At 41.3% G+C, this 18,834-nt stretch carries 16 protein-coding genes; 15 read left to right on the top strand and 1 reads right to left on the bottom strand.

Annotated elements, in window-relative coordinates:
• The first annotated feature begins 200 nt into the window (after positions 1 to 200).
• The 15 genes from PCY06_RS07425 to purH all read left to right on the top strand — a co-directional run bounded on the left by PCY06_RS07425 (position 201) and on the right by purH (position 17,718).
• Complete coding sequence (locus PCY06_RS07425) at positions 201 to 2,180, top strand: DHH family phosphoesterase (RefSeq protein WP_045634538.1); 1,980 nt, start codon at positions 201 to 203, stop codon at positions 2,178 to 2,180.
• The gene (gene rplI / locus PCY06_RS07420; RefSeq protein WP_011999581.1) at positions 2,177 to 2,629 is read left to right on the top strand and encodes a 50S ribosomal protein L9; all 453 of its coding nucleotides are present in this window, start codon (positions 2,177 to 2,179) and stop codon (positions 2,627 to 2,629) included. Before PCY06_RS07425 ends, rplI begins: the two co-directional genes overlap by 4 nt.
• Before the next feature lie 26 nt (positions 2,630 to 2,655).
• Complete coding sequence (gene dnaB / locus PCY06_RS07415; RefSeq protein WP_008808062.1) at positions 2,656 to 4,011, top strand: replicative DNA helicase; 1,356 nt, start codon at positions 2,656 to 2,658, stop codon at positions 4,009 to 4,011.
• 1 nt (position 4,012) lies between these two features.
• Positions 4,013 to 4,303 carry a Veg family protein gene (locus tag PCY06_RS07410; protein ID WP_011999582.1) on the top strand — a complete coding sequence of 97 codons (291 nt, stop codon included), beginning with the start codon at positions 4,013 to 4,015 and terminating at the stop codon, positions 4,301 to 4,303.
• Between the two features lie 124 nt (positions 4,304 to 4,427).
• Complete coding sequence (locus PCY06_RS07405; protein ID WP_061596356.1) at positions 4,428 to 5,615, top strand: pyridoxal phosphate-dependent aminotransferase; 1,188 nt, start codon at positions 4,428 to 4,430, stop codon at positions 5,613 to 5,615.
• The gene (gene recO, locus PCY06_RS07400) at positions 5,593 to 6,375 is read left to right on the top strand and encodes a DNA repair protein RecO (RefSeq protein ID WP_045772603.1); all 783 of its coding nucleotides are present in this window, start codon (positions 5,593 to 5,595) and stop codon (positions 6,373 to 6,375) included. Before PCY06_RS07405 ends, recO begins: the two co-directional genes overlap by 23 nt.
• Positions 6,372 to 7,373, top strand: a complete 1,002-nt coding sequence (plsX, locus tag PCY06_RS07395) for a phosphate acyltransferase PlsX (protein ID WP_045772604.1) — start codon at positions 6,372 to 6,374, stop codon at positions 7,371 to 7,373. Before recO ends, plsX begins: the two co-directional genes overlap by 4 nt.
• Complete coding sequence (locus PCY06_RS07390; protein ID WP_008808067.1) at positions 7,370 to 7,609, top strand: acyl carrier protein; 240 nt, start codon at positions 7,370 to 7,372, stop codon at positions 7,607 to 7,609. Before plsX ends, PCY06_RS07390 begins: the two co-directional genes overlap by 4 nt.
• Before the next feature lie 153 nt (positions 7,610 to 7,762).
• Positions 7,763 to 8,470, top strand: coding sequence for a phosphoribosylaminoimidazolesuccinocarboxamide synthase (gene purC / locus PCY06_RS07385; protein ID WP_061596354.1), 708 nt, complete (start codon positions 7,763 to 7,765; stop codon positions 8,468 to 8,470).
• Positions 8,471 to 8,488: 18 nt separating this feature from the next.
• Entirely contained in the window at positions 8,489 to 12,232 is a 3,744-nt protein-coding gene (locus PCY06_RS07380) for a phosphoribosylformylglycinamidine synthase (RefSeq protein ID WP_061596353.1), read from the top strand.
• 83 nt (positions 12,233 to 12,315) lie between these two features.
• A complete protein-coding gene (gene purF / locus PCY06_RS07375; protein ID WP_048777304.1) occupies positions 12,316 to 13,758 on the top strand; it encodes an amidophosphoribosyltransferase in 1,443 nt (480 codons plus the stop codon).
• A 42-nt stretch (positions 13,759 to 13,800) separates the two neighbouring features.
• A complete protein-coding gene (gene purM, locus PCY06_RS07370; RefSeq protein ID WP_061596352.1) occupies positions 13,801 to 14,823 on the top strand; it encodes a phosphoribosylformylglycinamidine cyclo-ligase in 1,023 nt (340 codons plus the stop codon).
• Positions 14,820 to 15,371, top strand: coding sequence for a phosphoribosylglycinamide formyltransferase (gene purN, locus PCY06_RS07365; protein WP_061596351.1), 552 nt, complete (start codon positions 14,820 to 14,822; stop codon positions 15,369 to 15,371). The genes purM and purN overlap by 4 nt, the downstream gene beginning before the upstream one ends.
• 59 nt (positions 15,372 to 15,430) lie before the next feature.
• Complete coding sequence (locus tag PCY06_RS07360) at positions 15,431 to 16,138, top strand: suppressor of fused domain protein (RefSeq protein ID WP_061596350.1); 708 nt, start codon at positions 15,431 to 15,433, stop codon at positions 16,136 to 16,138.
• Positions 16,139 to 16,170: 32 nt separating this feature from the next.
• The gene (gene purH, locus PCY06_RS07355; protein ID WP_061596348.1) at positions 16,171 to 17,718 is read left to right on the top strand and encodes a bifunctional phosphoribosylaminoimidazolecarboxamide formyltransferase/IMP cyclohydrolase; all 1,548 of its coding nucleotides are present in this window, start codon (positions 16,171 to 16,173) and stop codon (positions 17,716 to 17,718) included.
• Between the two features lie 328 nt (positions 17,719 to 18,046).
• Here purH and PCY06_RS07350 read toward each other — a convergent pair whose 3' ends face one another.
• Positions 18,047 to 18,763: a GntR family transcriptional regulator gene (locus tag PCY06_RS07350; protein WP_008808077.1), complete on the bottom strand. Its 717-nt coding sequence runs from the start codon at positions 18,761 to 18,763 to the stop codon at positions 18,047 to 18,049.
• Positions 18,764 to 18,834: the final 71 nt, after the last annotated feature.

Here is an 18,834-nt window from a genome sequence, read left to right as displayed (position 1 = left end):
GTGGAGTAACCAATATGTTTACTTTGCTGTAAAATTGTTTTACAACTATGACAACAAACAATTAACTAGAGGATGATGCAATCCATCGAGAAATAATTACTAATTTTACAAAAAGTTTAAACATCACAAATAAGCTTAGAACCAGTAGAAACTCGCTTTTTTCTTGAATTTATGGTAAAATGGCGGATAAGAGGTTTGTGATGAAAAAATTTCATTTTGCCCCAATTCACTTTGTAATGCTGGGCGTTATTTCTTTTGGAATCTTAGCAGTTTTACTGCGAGCGTTTGGTGAAGGAACGCTTGTTTTGCTTGCTGCCTTCTTGGTAGTGGCCTTTTTGGTTTCCCTTCTAATTTATCAACAAAAGTTTTTTGAAACAGCAGAATTTGAACAAATTCAGTATGTTAATCACCATGCAGAAAATAGTTTGGCATCTTTACTAGATAAAATGCCTGTTGGAGTCATTAAAATTAAAGAAGAAACTGGTGAAGTTGAGTGGTTTAATCCCTATGCTGAGTTGCTTTGTACAACAGAAGATGGGGATTTTGATACACAAATGCTACAGCAGATGATGGAGACAGGTTTAGAAGGTTCTGGTCGCTACATGACAATCGGTGACAAGAAATATTCGATTTATCTGGATCGTTCCTCTAATGTTTTCTACTTTTTTGATGCTTCTAATGAGTATGATGCAACTGCAGAATTAGCAACTACACGCCCTGTTATTGGTATTATATCTGTTGATAACTATGATGATTTAGAAGATGTTGTATCAGATTCGGATATCAGTCAGATTAATAGTTTTGTTGCCAATTACATTGCTGAATTCTCTGATCGCCATCGTATGTTTTATCGTCGTGTAGGTATGGATCGTTTTTATCTTTTTACAGATTTTACGGTACTTGATCAGTTAATGCAGGATAAATTTTCAGTTATTGATCAATTTAGGATTGAAGCTAAGAATCGTGAAATACCTCTGACTCTCAGTATGGGCTTCGCTTATGGAGATGGAGACCACGATCAAATCGGTAAAACGGCTTTGTTAAATCTAAACCTAGCTGAGGTTCGTGGAGGAGATCAGGCTGTCGTAAAAGAAAATGCTGATGGCAAGAATCCAATCTTCTTTGGAGGTGGCTCTGCTGCTGCAGTGAAGCGCACACGTACACGTACTCGGGCCATGATGACCGCTATTTCGGATAAAATCCGTAGTGTTGATCAAATTTTTGTTGTGGGTCATAAGAATTTGGATATGGATGCTTTGGGTTCGGCAGTTGGAATGCAACTTTTTGCAAGCAATTTAATTGATAAGACATATGTTGTCTATGATCAGTATCAAATGGCTGCAGATATTGAGAGAGCTGTCAATAAACTCCAAGAAGAAGGTCAGACCAATATGGTAACTGTTGCGGAAGCCATGACTATGGTCACAGGAAACTCTTTACTCATTATGGTTGACCATTCTAAGCTTAGTTTGACCCTATCTAAGGATTTTTATAAACAGTTTTATCAGACTATTGTAATTGATCATCATCGACGGGATGATGACTTCCCAGAAAATGCTGTTATTACTTATATTGAAAGTGGAGCCAGCAGTGCTAGTGAGCTTGTGACGGAGTTGCTTCAGTTCCAAAATTCTAAGAAAAATCGATTAAGTAAGATGCAGGCCAGTGTTTTGATGGCTGGAATGATGTTGGATACTAAGAATTTCACCTCTCGCGTTACTAGTCGGACATTTGATGTGGCTAGTTATTTACGGACACGGGGCAGTGATAGTGTAACCATTCAAGATATTTCTGCAACAGATTTTGATGAATATCGGGCGGTCAACGAGCTAATCCTACGAGGTAATAAGATATTACCAAACGTCATTGTAGCTAGTGGGCCAGAAGATAAAAGTTATCAGACGGTCGCAATCAGTAAGGCAGCGGACACTATGCTTGCTATGTCGGGGATCGAAGCAACCTTTGTGGTAAGTAAAAATACGCAAGGTTATGTTTCGATTTCAGCTAGAAGTCGTAGTAAGATTAATGTCCAACGTATTATGGAAAATATGGGTGGTGGCGGCCACTTTAATCTAGCAGCTGCTCAGATTAAAGACCTTACGGTTGCAGAGGTTACCCGAAAATTAAACCAAGAAATCATTGATGAAGTGATCAAAAAAGAAGAGGAGATAGTAGAATGAAAGTAATCTTTTTAGCAGATGTAAAAGGTAAGGGCAAAAAAGGGGAAGTAAAGGAAGTTCCTACAGGATATGCTCAAAACTTTTTGATTAAGAAAAATTTAGCGAAAGAAGCAACTGCTCAGGCTATTGGTGAGTTGCGGGGTAAACAGAAATCTGAAGAAAAAGCTCATGCTGAATTAGTGGCAGAAGCTCAAGCGATTCAGGCCAAATTAGCAGAAGAAGCAACTTTGGTTGAATTTACTGAAAAAGTTGGTCCGGATGGTCGGACGTTTGGCTCTATTACCAGTAAAAAAATTGCAGAAGAGTTAGAAAAACAATTTGGTATTAAGTTGGACAAACGCAATATCAAAGTGGATTCACCGATTCGTTCAGTAGGTCTGATTGATGTTCCAGTGAAGATTTACCAAGATATCACAGGTGTCATCAATCTGCGTGTCAAGGAAGGATAAGTAAGTAGGGGAGAGAGGAGTTCTTTATGGCAGAGATTGATGAATTACGAGCACAGCCTCAAGATATTTTAGCTGAGCAGTCTGTTCTGGGAGCTATTTTTCTTGATGAGAGCAAGCTCGTTTTCGTTCGTGAATATATCGAGCCAGCTGACTTCTTTAAGTATGCCAATCGTTTGATTTTCAAAGCCATGATTGATCTGGCTGATCGTGGTGATGCGATTGATGCGACGACTGTTCGCAATATTCTGGATAGCCAGGATGATTTACAGAACATTGGTGGACTCAGCTATTTGGTTGAAGTGGTTAACTCAGTGCCAACCTCTGCCAATGCGGAATATTATGCTAAAATCGTAGCTGAAAAAGCTATTTTGCGTCGCTTAATTGCTCGGTTGACAGACTCTATCAATCAAGCTTACGATGGAGCAAGCCCAGCAGATGAAATTATTGCTGGGGCGGAGAAGGCGCTCATTGATGTCAGTGAGAATGCCAACCGTAGTGGTTTTAAAAATATCAAAGATATCTTGAATATCAACTTTGAAAATTTGGAAGTTCGTTCCCAGCAAACTTCTCATATTACGGGGATTGCGACCGGCTATCCTGAGTTGGATAAGATGACTACAGGTTTACATGAGGAAGAATTGATTATCTTGGCAGCACGTCCTGCGGTCGGAAAAACTGCTTTTGCCCTTAACATTGCTCAGAATATTGGGACCAAACTAGATAAGACTGTCGCTATTTTCTCTCTGGAAATGGGGGCAGAGAGCTTGGTGGACCGGATGTTAGCTTCTGAAGGAGTTATTAATTCGCATTCTATCCGTACAGGACAACTAAGCGATGAAGAATGGCAGAAAGTAACCATCGCTCAAGCAAATCTGGCACAAGCCAGCATTTATATTGATGATACACCAGGGATTCGGATTACAGAAATTCGCTCGCGGGCAAGAAAGTTGGCTCAAGAAACAGGCAATTTAGGCTTAATTTTGATTGACTACCTGCAGTTGATCACAGGAACCGGACGCGAAAATCGTCAGCAAGAGGTATCAGAAATTTCTCGTCAGCTGAAGATTTTAGCAAAAGAGTTAAAAGTACCAGTAATCGCCTTGAGTCAGCTCTCTCGTGGAGTAGAGCAACGACAAGATAAACGGCCAGTGCTGTCTGATATCCGGGAATCTGGATCTATCGAGCAGGATGCGGATATCGTAGCCTTTCTCTATCGGGATGATTATTATGATCGTGCTGGCGAGGAAGAAGAAGGTATTCCAAATAACAAGGTGGAAGTTATTATTGAGAAAAACCGGAGTGGCGCCCGTGGTACGGTAGAATTGATTTTCCAAAAAGAATACAACAAGTTCTCAAGTATTTCTAAAAGGGAGGAAGTATAAAATGAGTGATGCATTTACAGATGTAGCAAAAATGAAAAAAATTAAAGAAGACATCAAGGCACATGAGGGGCAGATTGTCGAGATGACTCTGGAAAATGGACGGAAGCGTCAAAAGGATAAAAAAGGACGTTTGATTGAGGTTTATCCTTCTTTATTTATAGTAGAGTATACAAATGACAATGTTCCAGCTGGAGACTCTGCAAGTACTTATGTAGAATCTTATACTTACTCAGATATTTTGACAGAAAAGAACTTGATTCGCTATTTCGATGATGAAAGCGAAGAACAATAAAGAAAGGATACAAGATTGGGCTTGAGCTGCAATCTTTTTCCTTTTGTGTGATTACAGTCAGTTTTTGCGACGGTCTTTTATTTGTAGTATAATATTTGAAAAGATAAAGATATGGAGGCAATGTATGGATTTAACGAAACGTTTTAATAAGAATTTAGATAAAATTGAAGTATCGATGATTCGTCAGTTTGATCAGTCCATATCAAGTATTCCCGGGGTTTTACGCCTGACCTTGGGCGAGCCAGATTTTACAACTCCGAACCATGTAAAAGAAGCGGCTAAGGTTGCCATTGATGCCGATCAGAGTCATTATACCGGTATGAGTGGTTTGCTTGAGCTAAGACAGGCAGCGAGCGAGTTTGTCAAAGAAAAATATAATTTAGAATATAAACCAGAAAGTGAAGTGTTGGTGACTATTGGTGCAACAGAAGCTCTGTCTGCAACCTTGACAGCTATCTTAGAAGAAGATGATGTTGTTTTACTTCCTGCACCTGCTTATCCAGGATATGAGCCGATTGTTAATCTTGTAGGAGCTAAAATTGTCGAGATTGATACAACAGCAAATGATTTTGTCTTGACTCCTGAAATGCTAGAAAAGGCTATTTTAGAGCAAGGTGAAAAAGTCAAGGCTGTCATCCTGAACTATCCAGCCAATCCAACTGGTGTGACTTATTCTAGGGAGCAAATCCAGGACTTGGCAGCAGTGTTGAGTAAATATCCAGTCTTTGTTGTCTGCGATGAAGTTTATTCAGAGCTGACTTACAGAGAAGAGGCTCATGTTTCCATCGGTCAGTACCTACCTAAGCAAGCTATTGTTATCAATGGTCTTTCCAAATCTCATGCTATGACTGGTTGGCGATTAGGCTTTATCTTTGCGCCTGCTGAGTTTACCGCTCAGATCATCAAGAGCCACCAATATTTGGTAACAGCAGCAAATACTATGGCCCAATTTGCAGGGGTAGAAGCCTTATCAGCTGGAAAAGACGACGCTCTTCCTATGAAGAAGGAATACATCATAAGGCGAGATTATATCTTAGAAAAGATGAGGGACTTGGGCTTTAAAATTATAAAACCGGACGGTGCTTTTTATATCTTTGCTAAGATTCCGGATGGGTTTACGCAGGATTCGTTTGCTTTTCTGAAAGATTTTGCTGAGAAAAAAGCAGTTGCTTTTATTCCAGGTGCAGCTTTTGGCCAGTATGGGGAAGGCTATATTCGCCTTTCTTATGCAGCTAGTATGGAGGTCATTCAAGAGGCTATGAAGCGACTCAAGGAGTACATGGAAGAATATGATGCAGTCCATCACGAGTAAGGCGCTAGTACTCTATAATCGAAACTTTCGTGAAGATGACAAATTAGTAAAAATATTTACAGAACAGGCTGGCAAGCGTATGTTTTTCGTGAAACATGCCACCAACTCTAAGCTGAGTCCTGTTATTCAGCCCCTTACCTTGGCAAATCTGCTTATGAAGGTGAATGATGATGGTCTGAGTTATATTCAAGATTACCAAGATGTCCAGCCTTTCACTCGGATTAATAGTGATTTGTTCATCATGGCCTATGCGACCTATGTCGCTGCCTTGGCAGACGCTAGTATTCCGGACAGTCAACCAGATGCTGCTCTTTTTGCCTTTCTGACAAAAACCTTGGAGCTAATGGAAGAAGGTTTAGACCATGAGATTTTGACAAATATTTTTGAAGTTCAGATTTTGTCCCGTTTTGGTGTTTCTCTGAATTTCCACGAATGTGTCTTTTGTCATCGAACTGGACTACCTTTTGATTTTTCCTTTAAATTCAGTGGTGTCCTTTGTCCTGATCACTATCATGAGGACGATCGTCGCTGTCATCTCCATCCCAATATCCCATTCTTACTTGATCAATTTCAGGCAGTAGAATATAGCACTCTGGAAACTATTTCACTAAAAGCAGAAATTAAACAACAACTACGCGAATTTATAGATCAAATTTACGACGATTATGTTGGAATTCATTTGAAATCAAAGAAATTCATTGATTCTCTAGGAGACTGGGGAAGTATTTTAAAAGATAAAGAAAATAAGGAGTCAATATGAAAAAAATTGCCATTGATGCTATGGGAGGCGATTTTGCCCCTCAGGCCTTGGTAGAAGGAGCTAATCAAGCTCTTCAAGAGTTTTCAGATATCGAGCTGATTTTATATGGAGATGAGGCCAAGATCAAGCAGTATCTGACTGCAAGTGAGCGAGTTAGCATTGTCCACACAGATGAAAAGATTAATTCTGATGATGAGCCAACCAAGGCCATTCGTCAAAAGAAGAACTCTAGTATGGTCTTAGCTGCTAAGGCTGTTAAAGCAGGAGAAGCAGATGCTGTTCTTTCTGCTGGGAATACAGGTGCACTTTTAGCGGCAGGCTTCTTTATTGTAGGCCGTATTAAAAACATTGATCGACCAGGTCTGTTGTCAACTCTACCAACCGTTGATGGTCAGGGATTTGATATGCTGGATTTAGGAGCAAATGCAGAAAATACCGCTCATCATTTGTATCAGTACGCCAAGTTAGGATCTTTTTATGCTGAGAGTGTGAGAGGAATTAAGAAACCACGTGTAGGTCTTTTGAACAACGGGACAGAAAGTAGCAAGGGTGATCCTTTACGTAAGGAGACCTATGAACTACTTGCTGCTGATTCCTCTCTTAATTTTATTGGAAATGTGGAAGCGCGTGAGTTGATGAATGGTGTAGCTGATGTTGTAGTGACAGATGGATTCACCGGAAACGCAGTCTTAAAGTCTATTGAGGGAACAGCGCTCAGCATTATGGGGCAGCTTAAGAAGAGTATTTTAGGTGGTGGTCTCAAGGCCAAGTTGGGTGCCTTGCTTTTAAAAGATAGCCTGAAGGAACTAAAATCTAGACTAGATTATTCTGATGCTGGAGGAGCCGTATTATTTGGTCTAAAAGCGCCAGTTGTTAAGACTCACGGCTCAAGTGATGCAAAAACAGTTTGCAGTACGATTCGTCAAATTCGAACAATGCTACATACTGATGTGGTTGGTAAATCAGTTACAGAATTCTCAAAGGAGGAAACACAATGACGCAGGAAACAATCTACCAAAAGATCGTATCTATCATTCAAGAACGCCAAGGTAAAAGTTTTGAGGTAACTCCGGAATTAAGCTTTAAGGATAATCTTGGGGCGGATTCTGTTGATATGATGGAGTTTATTCTGACTTTAGAAGACGAATTTGGAATTGATATTTTAGATGAAGATATTGATCGTCTATGCAGTGTTGCAGATGTAGTAGCATATATTGAGAAAAAAACAAAGTAGGCCTTGACCTACTTTTTTCTATATTTTGATAAGGAAGGTAGTTTAAATAAAAAAATCAAAAGAAGTCAGGTTGAAAAATACGGATACAGCTTGTAAATATCTAGTTCATATGATAAAATGAAGGCATAAAAATTACGAAAGGCGAACATTAAAATGTCAAATAAATTGATATATTCGGGAAAAGCCAAAGATATTCTTGCTACAGATGATGAGGATGTGATTGTAGCACATTATAAGGATCAAGCTACCGCTTTTAATGGGGTTAAGAAAGAACAGATTGTTGGTAAGGGAGTACTCAATAATCAGATTTCATCATTTATTTTTGAAAAATTGAATGCTGCGGGTGTAGCCACGCATTTTATTGAAAAGATTTCAGATACAGATCAACTCAACAAAAAAGTAAAGATTATTCCATTAGAAGTAGTGCTTCGGAACTATACAGCAGGATCTTTCTCTAAGCGTTTTGGAGTAGAAGAAGGGATTGCACTTGAGACCCCGATTGTGGAATTTTACTACAAAAATGATGATTTGGACGATCCTTTCATCAATGATGAGCATGTAAAATTCTTGAAGATTGCTAACGACGAAGAAATTGCCTTTTTGAAAGAGGAGACTCGTCGGATAAATGAGCTTTTATCAGACTGGTTCCGCCAAATTGGATTGAAATTGATTGATTTCAAGTTAGAGTTCGGCTTTGACAAAGATGGCAAGATTATTCTAGCAGATGAATTTTCACCTGATAACTGCCGTCTCTGGGACGCAGAAGGACACCACATGGATAAAGATGTTTTCCGACGTGGTCTTGGTGAATTGACGGATGTTTACCAAGTTGTTTGGGAGAAGTTGCAGGCGATTAAGTAAGGACGGGTGTGAAAAGTCATGGACAAGCGTATTTTTGTAGAGAAGAAAAATAACTTTGGTATCAAGTCACAGAGTTTAATGAAAGAGCTGATATATAATCTCCAGTTAAAAACATTATCAGATCTTCGTATAATTCAGGTTTACGATGTTTTTCATCTGGCAGAAGACTTGTATACTCGGGCTGAAAAACATATTTTTTCTGAGCAAGTAACAGATAGATTGCTGACAGAAGAGGAAGTAGAGGTTGCACTTGCAGAAACAGCGTTTTTTGCTATCGAAGCTCTGCCGGGTCAGTTTGACCAACGCTCAGCTAGCGCTCAGGAGGCTTTATTGCTCTTGGGCAGTGATAGCAATGTAATTGTGAATACAGCTCAACTTTATTTGGTCAACAAAAATATTGATGCCAATGAACTGGAGGCGATTAAGCGTTACCTTTTAAATCCAGTGGATTCCCGCTTTAAAGATATTCTCTCAGGCCTCCGTCCTCAGGAATTTTCAAGCTCTGACAAGGAAATTCCAAATCTAGATTTCTTTGAAAACTATACGGCAGAAGATTTTTTGCTCTACAAGTCTGAACAAGGTTTGGCTATGGAAGTTGACGATCTCTTATTCATTCAAGATTATTTCAAATCCATTGGGCGCGTGCCAACAGAGACAGAGCTAAAGGTCCTAGATACTTATTGGTCTGATCATTGTCGCCATACAACCTTTGAGACTGAGTTAAAAACGATTGATTTTTCAGCTTCTAAGTTTGAAAAACAATTGCAGGCTACTTATGATAAATACTTGGCTATGCGCAATGAGTTGGGACGTGGGGAAAAACCGCAGACTCTCATGGATATGGCGACTATTTTTGGCCGCTACGAAAGAGCCAATGGCCGTCTAGATGATATGGAAGTTTCTGATGAAATCAATGCCTGCTCAGTCGAAATTGAAGTGGATGTCAATGGTGTGAAAGAACCATGGCTGCTGATGTTTAAAAATGAAACCCACAACCACCCAACAGAAATTGAGCCTTTTGGTGGCGCTGCGACTTGTATTGGTGGAGCTATTCGTGATCCACTCTCTGGTCGTTCTTATGTTTATCAAGCAATGCGGATTTCTGGTGCGGGCGATATTACCCAGCTGATTGCTGAAACGCGAGCTGGAAAGCTTCCTCAGCAGATCATTTCTAAAACAGCAGCGCATGGCTATTCTTCTTACGGTAATCAAATTGGTTTGGCAACAACTTATGTCCGTGAGTACTTCCACCCAGGTTTTGTAGCTAAGCGGATGGAGCTTGGAGCGGTTGTCGGAGCGGCTCCTAAAGAAAATGTTGTTCGTGAAAAACCAGTAGCGGGTGATGTGGTCATCTTATTAGGTGGAAAGACAGGGCGCGACGGAGTTGGTGGCGCAACAGGCTCTTCAAAGGTGCAAACTGTAGAATCTGTAGAGACTGCTGGTGCTGAAGTTCAAAAAGGGAATGCCATTGAAGAACGCAAGATTCAACGCCTTTTCCGTAATGGAAATGTGACTCGACTGATTAAGAAATCAAATGACTTTGGAGCTGGTGGTGTCTGTGTAGCTATTGGTGAATTAGCAGATGGTCTTGAAATCAATCTTGATAAGGTACCTCTTAAATACCAAGGGCTCAATGGAACAGAAATCGCTATCTCTGAATCACAAGAACGGATGGCTGTTGTTGTTCGTCCTGAGGATGTGGATGCCTTTGTTTCGGAATGTAACAAAGAAAATATTGACGCTGTTGTTGTTGCGAAAGTGACTGAAAAACCAAATCTGGTTATGCACTGGAATGGTGAAACAATTGTCGACTTGGAGCGTTCTTTCCTTGATACAAATGGCGTTCGTGTTGTAGTCGATGCCAAGGTGGTTGACAAGGATGTCAAGCTACCTGAAGAAAGGACAACATCAGCTGAAAGTCTTGAAACAGACCTATTATCTCTTCTATCTGATCTCAACCATACTAGTCAAAAAGGTTTACAGACGATTTTTGACAGTTCTGTAGGACGTTCAACTGTCAATCATCCTCTGGGAGGTCGTTATCAAATAACTCCAACAGAAGCTTCTGTTCAAAAACTACCTGTTCAGTCTGGTTTTACGAATACTGCATCTGTAATAGCTCAAGGTTTCCATCCGTATTTGGCTGAATGGTCACCTTATCATGGAGCAGCATATGCTGTGATCGAAGCAACTGCCCGATTAGTTGCCGCTGGTGGAGAATGGTCTAAGGCTCGTTTCTCATACCAAGAGTACTTTGAGCGGATGGATAAGAAAGCTGAACGTTTTGGTCAGCCCGTATCTGCCCTTTTAGGATCTATTGAAGCGCAGATTCAGCTAGGCCTTCCATCTATTGGTGGTAAGGACTCTATGTCAGGTACTTTTGAAGAGTTGACAGTGCCTCCAACTCTTGTTGCATTTGGTGTAACAACTGCAGATAGTCGAAAAGTCCTGTCTCCAGAATTTAAAGCAGTGGGAGAATGGATTTACTATATCCCAGGACCAGCCCTATCTCAAGAAATTGATTTCGAGACTGTAAAGGCAAACTTTACACAGTTTACAAGTCTTCAAAAAGAACATAAAATCAGTGCGGCATCAGCAGTTAAATATGGTGGAGTACTTGAAAGCTTAGCTCTTATGAGTCTGGGGAATCGTATAGGAGCAAAAGTAAACTTAACAGATCTGTCAACTTGTTTAACTGGTCAGCTAGGTGGCTTTGTCTTTACATCTAAAGAGGATATTCCAAATGTAGCTAAGATTGGACAAACAACTCAATTGTTTACATTGACCGTAAACGATATTGACATAAATGGTTTAAATGTGCTCAATGCTTTTGAAGGAAAGTTAGAAGCAGTTTACCCAACTGAATTTGAACAATCTAAAGTTTTAGAGGATGTCCCTGCACTAGTCTCTGATACAGTGATAAAAGCCAAGGATACAGTAGCTGAGCCACTGGTTTACATACCAGTCTTTCCTGGAACAAACTCAGAATACGACTCAGCTAAGGCCTTTGAAGCAGCTGGTGCAAAGGTTAATCTAGTTCCCTTTGTTACTTTGGATGAAGTAGCTATTGTCAAGTCTGTTGACGCAATGGTTGACAATATTGACAAGGCAAATATTATCTTCTTTGCAGGTGGCTTCTCTGCTGCAGATGAGCCAGATGGGTCAGCTAAGTTTATCGTCAACATCCTGCTCAACGAGAAGGTTAAGAAAGCCATTGATGCTTTCATCAGTCGTGGTGGCCTCATCATTGGTATCTGTAATGGATTCCAGGCTTTAGTCAAATCTGGACTTCTTCCTTACGGAAACTTTGAAGATGCAGGTGCTAGTAGCCCAACTCTCTTTTACAATGATGCCAATCAGCACGTGGCCAAGATGGTGGAAACTCGAATTGCCAATACCAACTCACCATGGTTGGCTGGCGTGCAAGTAGGAGATATCCATGCCATCCCAGTGTCGCACGGTGAAGGGAAGTTTGTCGTGACGGCCGAGGAATTCGCGGAGCTCCGTGACAATGGTCAAATCTTTAGCCAATACGTTGACTTTGACGGCAAACCAAGTATGGACTCTAAGTACAATCCGAATGGTTCTGTTAATGCCATCGAAGGAATTACTAGCAAGAATGGTCAAATCATCGGTAAGATGGGACACTCAGAACGTTATGAAGATGGTCTTTTCCAAAATATTCCAGGCCAGAAAGACCAGAAATTGTTTGAAAGTGCCGTTCGTTATTTCCAAGCGGGTCAAGATAACACTGGCTTGTAATAGAAAGTAATCAAAAAGGAGTCTACTTGGTCTGTCAGATCAGGTTTTCTCCCTTTTCAGGATAAAAGAATTTAGGTAAAAAAATGACATACGAAGTAAAGTCACTTAATGAAGAATGTGGTGTTTTCGGTATTTGGGGACATCCGGATGCGGCTAAATTGACCTATTTTGGGCTCCATAGTCTTCAGCACCGCGGTCAGGAGGGGGCAGGAATCCTCTCCAATGACCAGGGACAACTAAAGCGCCATCGTGATATGGGACTTCTATCAGAAGTGTTCAGAAATCCAGCTAATTTGGATAAACTGACTGGAACGAGTGCGATTGGGCACGTTCGTTATGCGACTGCAGGAGAAGCTTCTGCGGATAATATCCAGCCTTTCATTTTTCGCTTTCATGATATGCAGTTTGGACTTGCTCATAATGGGAACCTAACTAATGCAGAATCTCTAAAGAAAGAATTGGAACAAAGAGGCGCTATTTTCAGCTCAACCTCTGATTCTGAAATCTTGGCTCACTTGATTCGTCGTAGTCATAATCCTAGTCTAATGGGTAAAATTAAAGAAGCACTCAGTCTTGTCAAAGGTGGGTTTGCTTATATTCTACTTTTTGAAGACAAGTTGATTGCGGCGCTTGACCCAAATGGCTTCCGTCCGCTTTCTATTGGGAAAATGAGCAATGGAGCAGTTGTGGTTTCTTCTGAAACTTGTGCTTTTGAAGTGATTGGTGCTGAGTGGATTCGTGATGTGAAGCCAGGGGAGATTGTCATCATTGATGACAGTGGCATCCAGTACGATAGTTATACGAATGATACCCAGTTGGCGATTTGCTCTATGGAGTATATCTATTTTGCGCGTCCTGACTCCAATATCCATGGTGTCAACGTCCATACAGCCCGCAAGAGAATGGGGGCTCAATTGGCGCGTGAATTCAAACATGAGGCGGATATCGTAGTCGGTGTTCCGAATTCTTCACTAAGCGCAGCCATGGGCTTTGCGGAAGAATCTGGTCTGCCAAACGAAATGGGATTAATTAAAAACCAATATACACAACGCACCTTTATCCAGCCAACTCAAGAATTGCGGGAGCAAGGGGTGCGGATGAAACTGTCAGCTGTTTCAGGCGTTGTCAAAGGCAAACGTGTGGTGATGATTGATGATTCCATTGTTAGGGGGACAACCTCTCGCCGTATCGTTCAGCTCTTGAAAGAAGCAGGGGCGTCTGAGGTTCACGTTGCTATTGGCAGTCCAGCGCTAGCTTATCCATGTTTTTACGGGATTGATATCCAGACGCGGCAGGAGCTGATTGCTGCCAATCATACCGTTGAAGAAACCTGCCAAATCATTGGTGCGGATAGCCTGACCTATCTTTCTATTGATGGCTTGATTAACTCTATCGGGATTGAAACAGATGCGCCAAACGGTGGTCTCTGTGTCGCTTACTTTGACGGCGACTACCCAACTCCTCTCTACGACTATGAAGAAGAATATCGTAGAAGTTTGGAAGAAAAGACGAGTTTTTACAAATAGACGGATGAGATTTTCCATTATACAAAAGGAAGAGGAGACTAAATGACAAATAAGAATGCATACGCTCAATCTGGTGTGGATGTTGAAGCGGGGTATGAAGTAGTTGAACGAATCAAAAAACATGTGGCTCGTACGGAGCGTGCAGGGGTTATGGGAGCTTTGGGTGGCTTCGGTGGTATGTTTGACCTTTCAAAAACAGGTGTCAAAGAGCCTGTTTTGATCTCAGGTACAGATGGTGTTGGTACCAAGTTGATGCTAGCTATCAAGTATGACAAGCACGATACCATTGGTCAGGACTGTGTGGCCATGTGTGTCAATGACATCATCGCTGCAGGTGCGGAGCCCCTCTATTTCCTTGACTATGTCGCGACTGGCAAGAATGAACCAGCCAAGCTAGAACAAGTGGTTGCTGGTGTAGCAGAAGGTTGTGTGCAGGCAGGCGCCGCTCTTATCGGTGGAGAAACGGCTGAAATGCCTGGTATGTACGGTGAAGATGATTATGACTTGGCTGGTTTTGCAGTCGGTGTGGCTGAAAAATCTCAAATTATTGATGGTTCAAAAGTGACGGAAGGAGATGTTCTTCTCGGGCTTGCTTCAAGTGGGATTCACTCCAATGGTTACTCACTCGTGCGTCGCGTCTTTGCCGACTATACAGGTGAGGAAGTCTTGCCAGAATTGGAAGGCAAGAAACTTAAGGAAGTCCTTCTTGAGCCGACTCGTATCTATGTCAAGGCTGTCTTGCCTCTCATCAAGGAAGAGCTGGTCAACGGTATTGCCCACATCACAGGTGGTGGTTTTATCGAGAATGTCCCACGTATGTTTGCAGATGACTTGGCTGCAGAGATTGAGGAAAGCAAGGTTCCAGTGCTTCCGATTTTCAAAGCTCTTGAAAAATACGGTGAAATCAAGCATGAAGAAATGTTTGAAATCTTCAATATGGGTGTTGGACTCATGTTGGCAGTTAGCCCTGAAAATGTAGGCCGTGTCAAGGAATTGTTGGATGAACCAATCTATGAAATTGGTCGCATCGTCAAGAAAGAAAACGAAAGTGTCATCATCAAATGAAAAAAATAGCGGTTTTTGCCTCTGGTAATGGCTCAAATTTTCAGGTGATTGCCGAAGAATTTCCAGTGGAGTTTGTTTTTTCAGACCATCGTGACGCCTATGTGCTCGAGCGTGCAGACAAGCTCGGCGTTCTGTCCTATGCTTTTGAACTCAAGGAGTTTGAGAACAAGGCAGACTACGAAGCAGCTCTTGTTGAACTCTTGGAAGAACACCAGATTGACTTGGTTTGCCTAGCAGGATATATGAAAATCGTTGGGCCAACTTTGCTCGCTGCTTACGAGGGTCGGATCATTAACATTCATCCAGCCTACCTACCAGAATTTCCAGGAGCTCATGGAATTGAGGATGCTTGGAATGCTGGGGTTGCTGAGAGCGGCGTGACCATTCACTGGGTAGACTCAGGTGTAGATACTGGAAAGGTCATCAAACAAGTCCGTGTGCCAAGGCTAGCTGATGATACCATCGACAGTTTTGAAGCTCGCATTCATGAGGCTGAGTACAAGTTGTATCCAGAGGTGTTGGATAGTTTGGGAGTTGCACGAAAATAAGAAGGAAGTCATAGATGATTTTGTGGCAAGGATTAAAAGTCATCTGCTAAGGAGAATTTATGGGTTTATTTGATTTTTTTAAGAAGAAATCTTCTGGTGAGGAAAAGCCGATTGAAGATGGAGACAAAACTGTTGTTCAATCTGATAATACAGATGATAGCGCTCCAGGATGGGAAGCCATTGATGCAGAATTTGATCGTCTCTATCCTGATCAGCCCAATCCCCGGCATTATGGAACACTTATCAAATATATGTTTGGAGGTCCAGATCCTCTTGATGGTATCAGTGTTTATGATGCGGGGGAATTTTGGCATTTTGTTGGCTATGGCTTGTCGGAGTTATACACAAAAGAAAGCTCAGACCCTGAATACAGTGGTTATGGGATTGAATTGACTTTTAAGTTAAAGAAATCAGATAATGACGAAGAAGAAATCAAAAATGGCTGCGGTTTATTGCAATATGTGGCAAGATATATTTTTAAAACGGGTAAAGTTGTTTTACCAGAAGAATACATTTACACCAAGCAAACGGTAGGAATTGATGCCCATCAAAAATCAAAGTTGACAGGTTTTCTGACTGCTCGCGATAATCTAGCTAAGCCCCTAGACACTCCGCATGGAAAAGTAGAATTTGTAACCTTGATTGGTGCGACAGATGCAGAACTGCGAAGCGTGTATGAAAGTGAAACAAGTAAGCTTGAGGTAAGAAAATTATTGCAAGAACTTGGGAATCAGATTACAGACTATGATCGCCAGTCTTTAGTTTAAATGATGTGAAAGATACAAGGAAAGGAAAGAAAATGACTAAACGCGCCTTAATCAGCGTCTCAGACAAAGCAGGCATTGTTGAATTTGCCCAAGAACTCAAAAAACTCGGTTGGGAGATCATCTCGACAGGTGGAACAAAGGTTGCCCTCGATAGTGCTGGGGTAGAGACCATTGCTATTGACGACGTGACTGGCTTCCCAGAAATGATGGATGGTCGTGTCAAGACCCTGCACCCGAATATCCACGGTGGGCTCCTCGCTCGTCGTGATCTCGATAGCCATTTAGAGGCGGCTAAAGATAATAATATTGAGCTTATTGACCTTGTGGTGGTCAACCTTTATCCATTCAAGGAAACGATTCTCAAATCAGATGTGACATACGCTGATGCGGTGGAGAATATCGATATCGGCGGGCCATCTATGCTTCGTTCAGCAGCTAAAAACCACGCCAGCGTAACAGTTGTGGTAGACCCTGCTGATTATGCTGTAGTTCTTGAAGAATTGTCAGCCAATGGCGAAACTACTTACGAAACTCGCCAACGTTTAGCAGCAAAAGTTTTCCGCCACACAGCGGCTTATGATGCCTTGATTGCAGAGTATTTTACTACTCAAGTCGGAGAAAGCAAGCCTGAAAAATTGACCTTGACTTATGACCTCAAGCAAGCTATGCGTTACGGTGAGAACCCTCAACAGGATGCGGACTTCTACCAAAAAGCCTTGCCGACAGACTACTCGATTGCTTCAGCAAAACAGCTCAACGGTAAAGAATTGTCCTTCAATAACATCCGTGACGCTGATGCGGCCATTCGTATCATTCGTGACTTCAAAGGCCGTCCAACTGTTGTGGCTTTGAAACACATGAACCCATGCGGTATCGGTCAAGCTGATGACATCGAAACTGCTTGGGATTACGCTTATGAGTCTGACCCGGTGTCTATCTTTGGTGGAATTGTCGTCCTTAACCGTGAGGTGGATGCTGCGACAGCTGAGAAGATGCATGGTGTCTTCCTTGAAATCATCATTGCACCGAGCTATACAGATGAAGCGCTAGCCATTTTGACCAACAAAAAGAAAAACTTGCGTATCCTCGCCTTGCCATTTGATGCTCAAGATGCTAGTGAGGTAGAGGCAGAATACACAGGTGTTGTTGGTGGTCTCCTTGTTCAAAATCAAGACGTGGTCAAAGAGAGCCCAGCTGACTGGCAAGTGGTGACCAAGCGCCAACCAACTGAGACAGAAGCGACAGCTCTTGAGTTTGCTTGGAAGGCAATCAAGTATGTGAAATCAAACGGTATCATCGTGACCAACGACCACATGACACTTGGTGTTGGCCCGGGTCAGACTAACCGTGTGGCCTCTGTTCGTATCGCCATTGATCAAGCTAAAGATCGTCTTGATGGTGCTGTGCTTGCTTCCGACGCCTTCTTCCCATTTGCCGATAACGTGGAAGAAATCGCCAAAGCGGGTATCAAGGCTATCATCCAGCCTGGGGGCTCGGTTCGTGACCAAGAGTCTATCGAAGCTGCGGACAAATATGGTTTGACCATGATCTTCACTGGAGTGAGACATTTTAGACATTGATAATAGACCTGTCCATTTTCTATATATTTTTCCTTTTAAAGACTCTAGGTAAAGGAAGAAACGCCTTAGTTAAGTAGGAAATTTGTTTGTTTGACGAAAGTGAGTCAACATACTTTCCATAAAACAAAAGCTAAAGAAGCTATCGATTCAGTTAATCGATAGCTTTTTGTTTAAATAAGTGTTCATATTATATATTTTAGCAAACAAATTAAAGGTATCTAACAAAATAACTTTTCATTTTAGGTAAAACACGATATAATATAAACATCAATGAAAGCGCTTTTACAAAAGGGTGTAAATGCTTGATAGAGTTCGTTTTTTACTACTATTAACGACTTTTATCAGAGGCAATAAACTTAATCTTATAAAAGTCTCCGCGTTTGTAACTCTCAACATATTCCAGGATTTGTCCAGTACTTTCAAGCTGAGTAGTTTTCACTTGATGTACAGAAGGAAATTGAGGATCGATTCCTAGTTTTTCAGCTACATGCTTAGGTGTTGGGAAAACAATTTCGTTGATTTCTTCAAAGGGTTCATCGTTCATATGAATATGATAATCTGCTTTGAAGCGACCATAAATAGAACTATAGTACTCTAAGTTTGGATAGTTCGCATTTACATATTGTTCTGGGATATAGGATTGCTGATAGATATAGGTCACACCATTGGTTTCTCTGACCCGTTCGATCCTATAATAGAATTGGTTGCTCTTTAGACCGAGTTTGTCTAGAATGGCTCCATCGTTTCCACGCTCAATGGATAAGACAGTGACATGGTCACTTTGGGATGGAAAAACCTCTACATCAGAAAATTCGACTAGTTTATGCTTACGGGCTCTAGATACGAAGGTGCCTTTTCCTTGCTGGCGGATAATATATCCGTCGTTGGCAAGATCGTTTAGTGCTCTGACGACAGTGATAGAACTAACATCATACATCTGTATCAATTCAGCCTCAGTGTAAAACTTATCACCATTTTCAAATTGACCAGAAATGATTTTTTGTTTTAGTTCATCTTTTATGTATTGGTATTTAGGGATTGCCATTGTTATTTCACCTCACTTCTATTCCCTCTTACTAGAATTTTACCATATTTTCTAAAAAATAGTTCAAAACT

Origin of the sequence: Streptococcus sp. SG1 (genome assembly GCF_030439935.1) — a bacterium.
GTDB classification, from domain to species: domain Bacteria; phylum Bacillota; class Bacilli; order Lactobacillales; family Streptococcaceae; genus Streptococcus; species Streptococcus gordonii.
The sequence above is the reverse complement of the archived record's forward strand: the minus strand, read 5'-3'. Positions and strand labels throughout refer to the sequence as shown.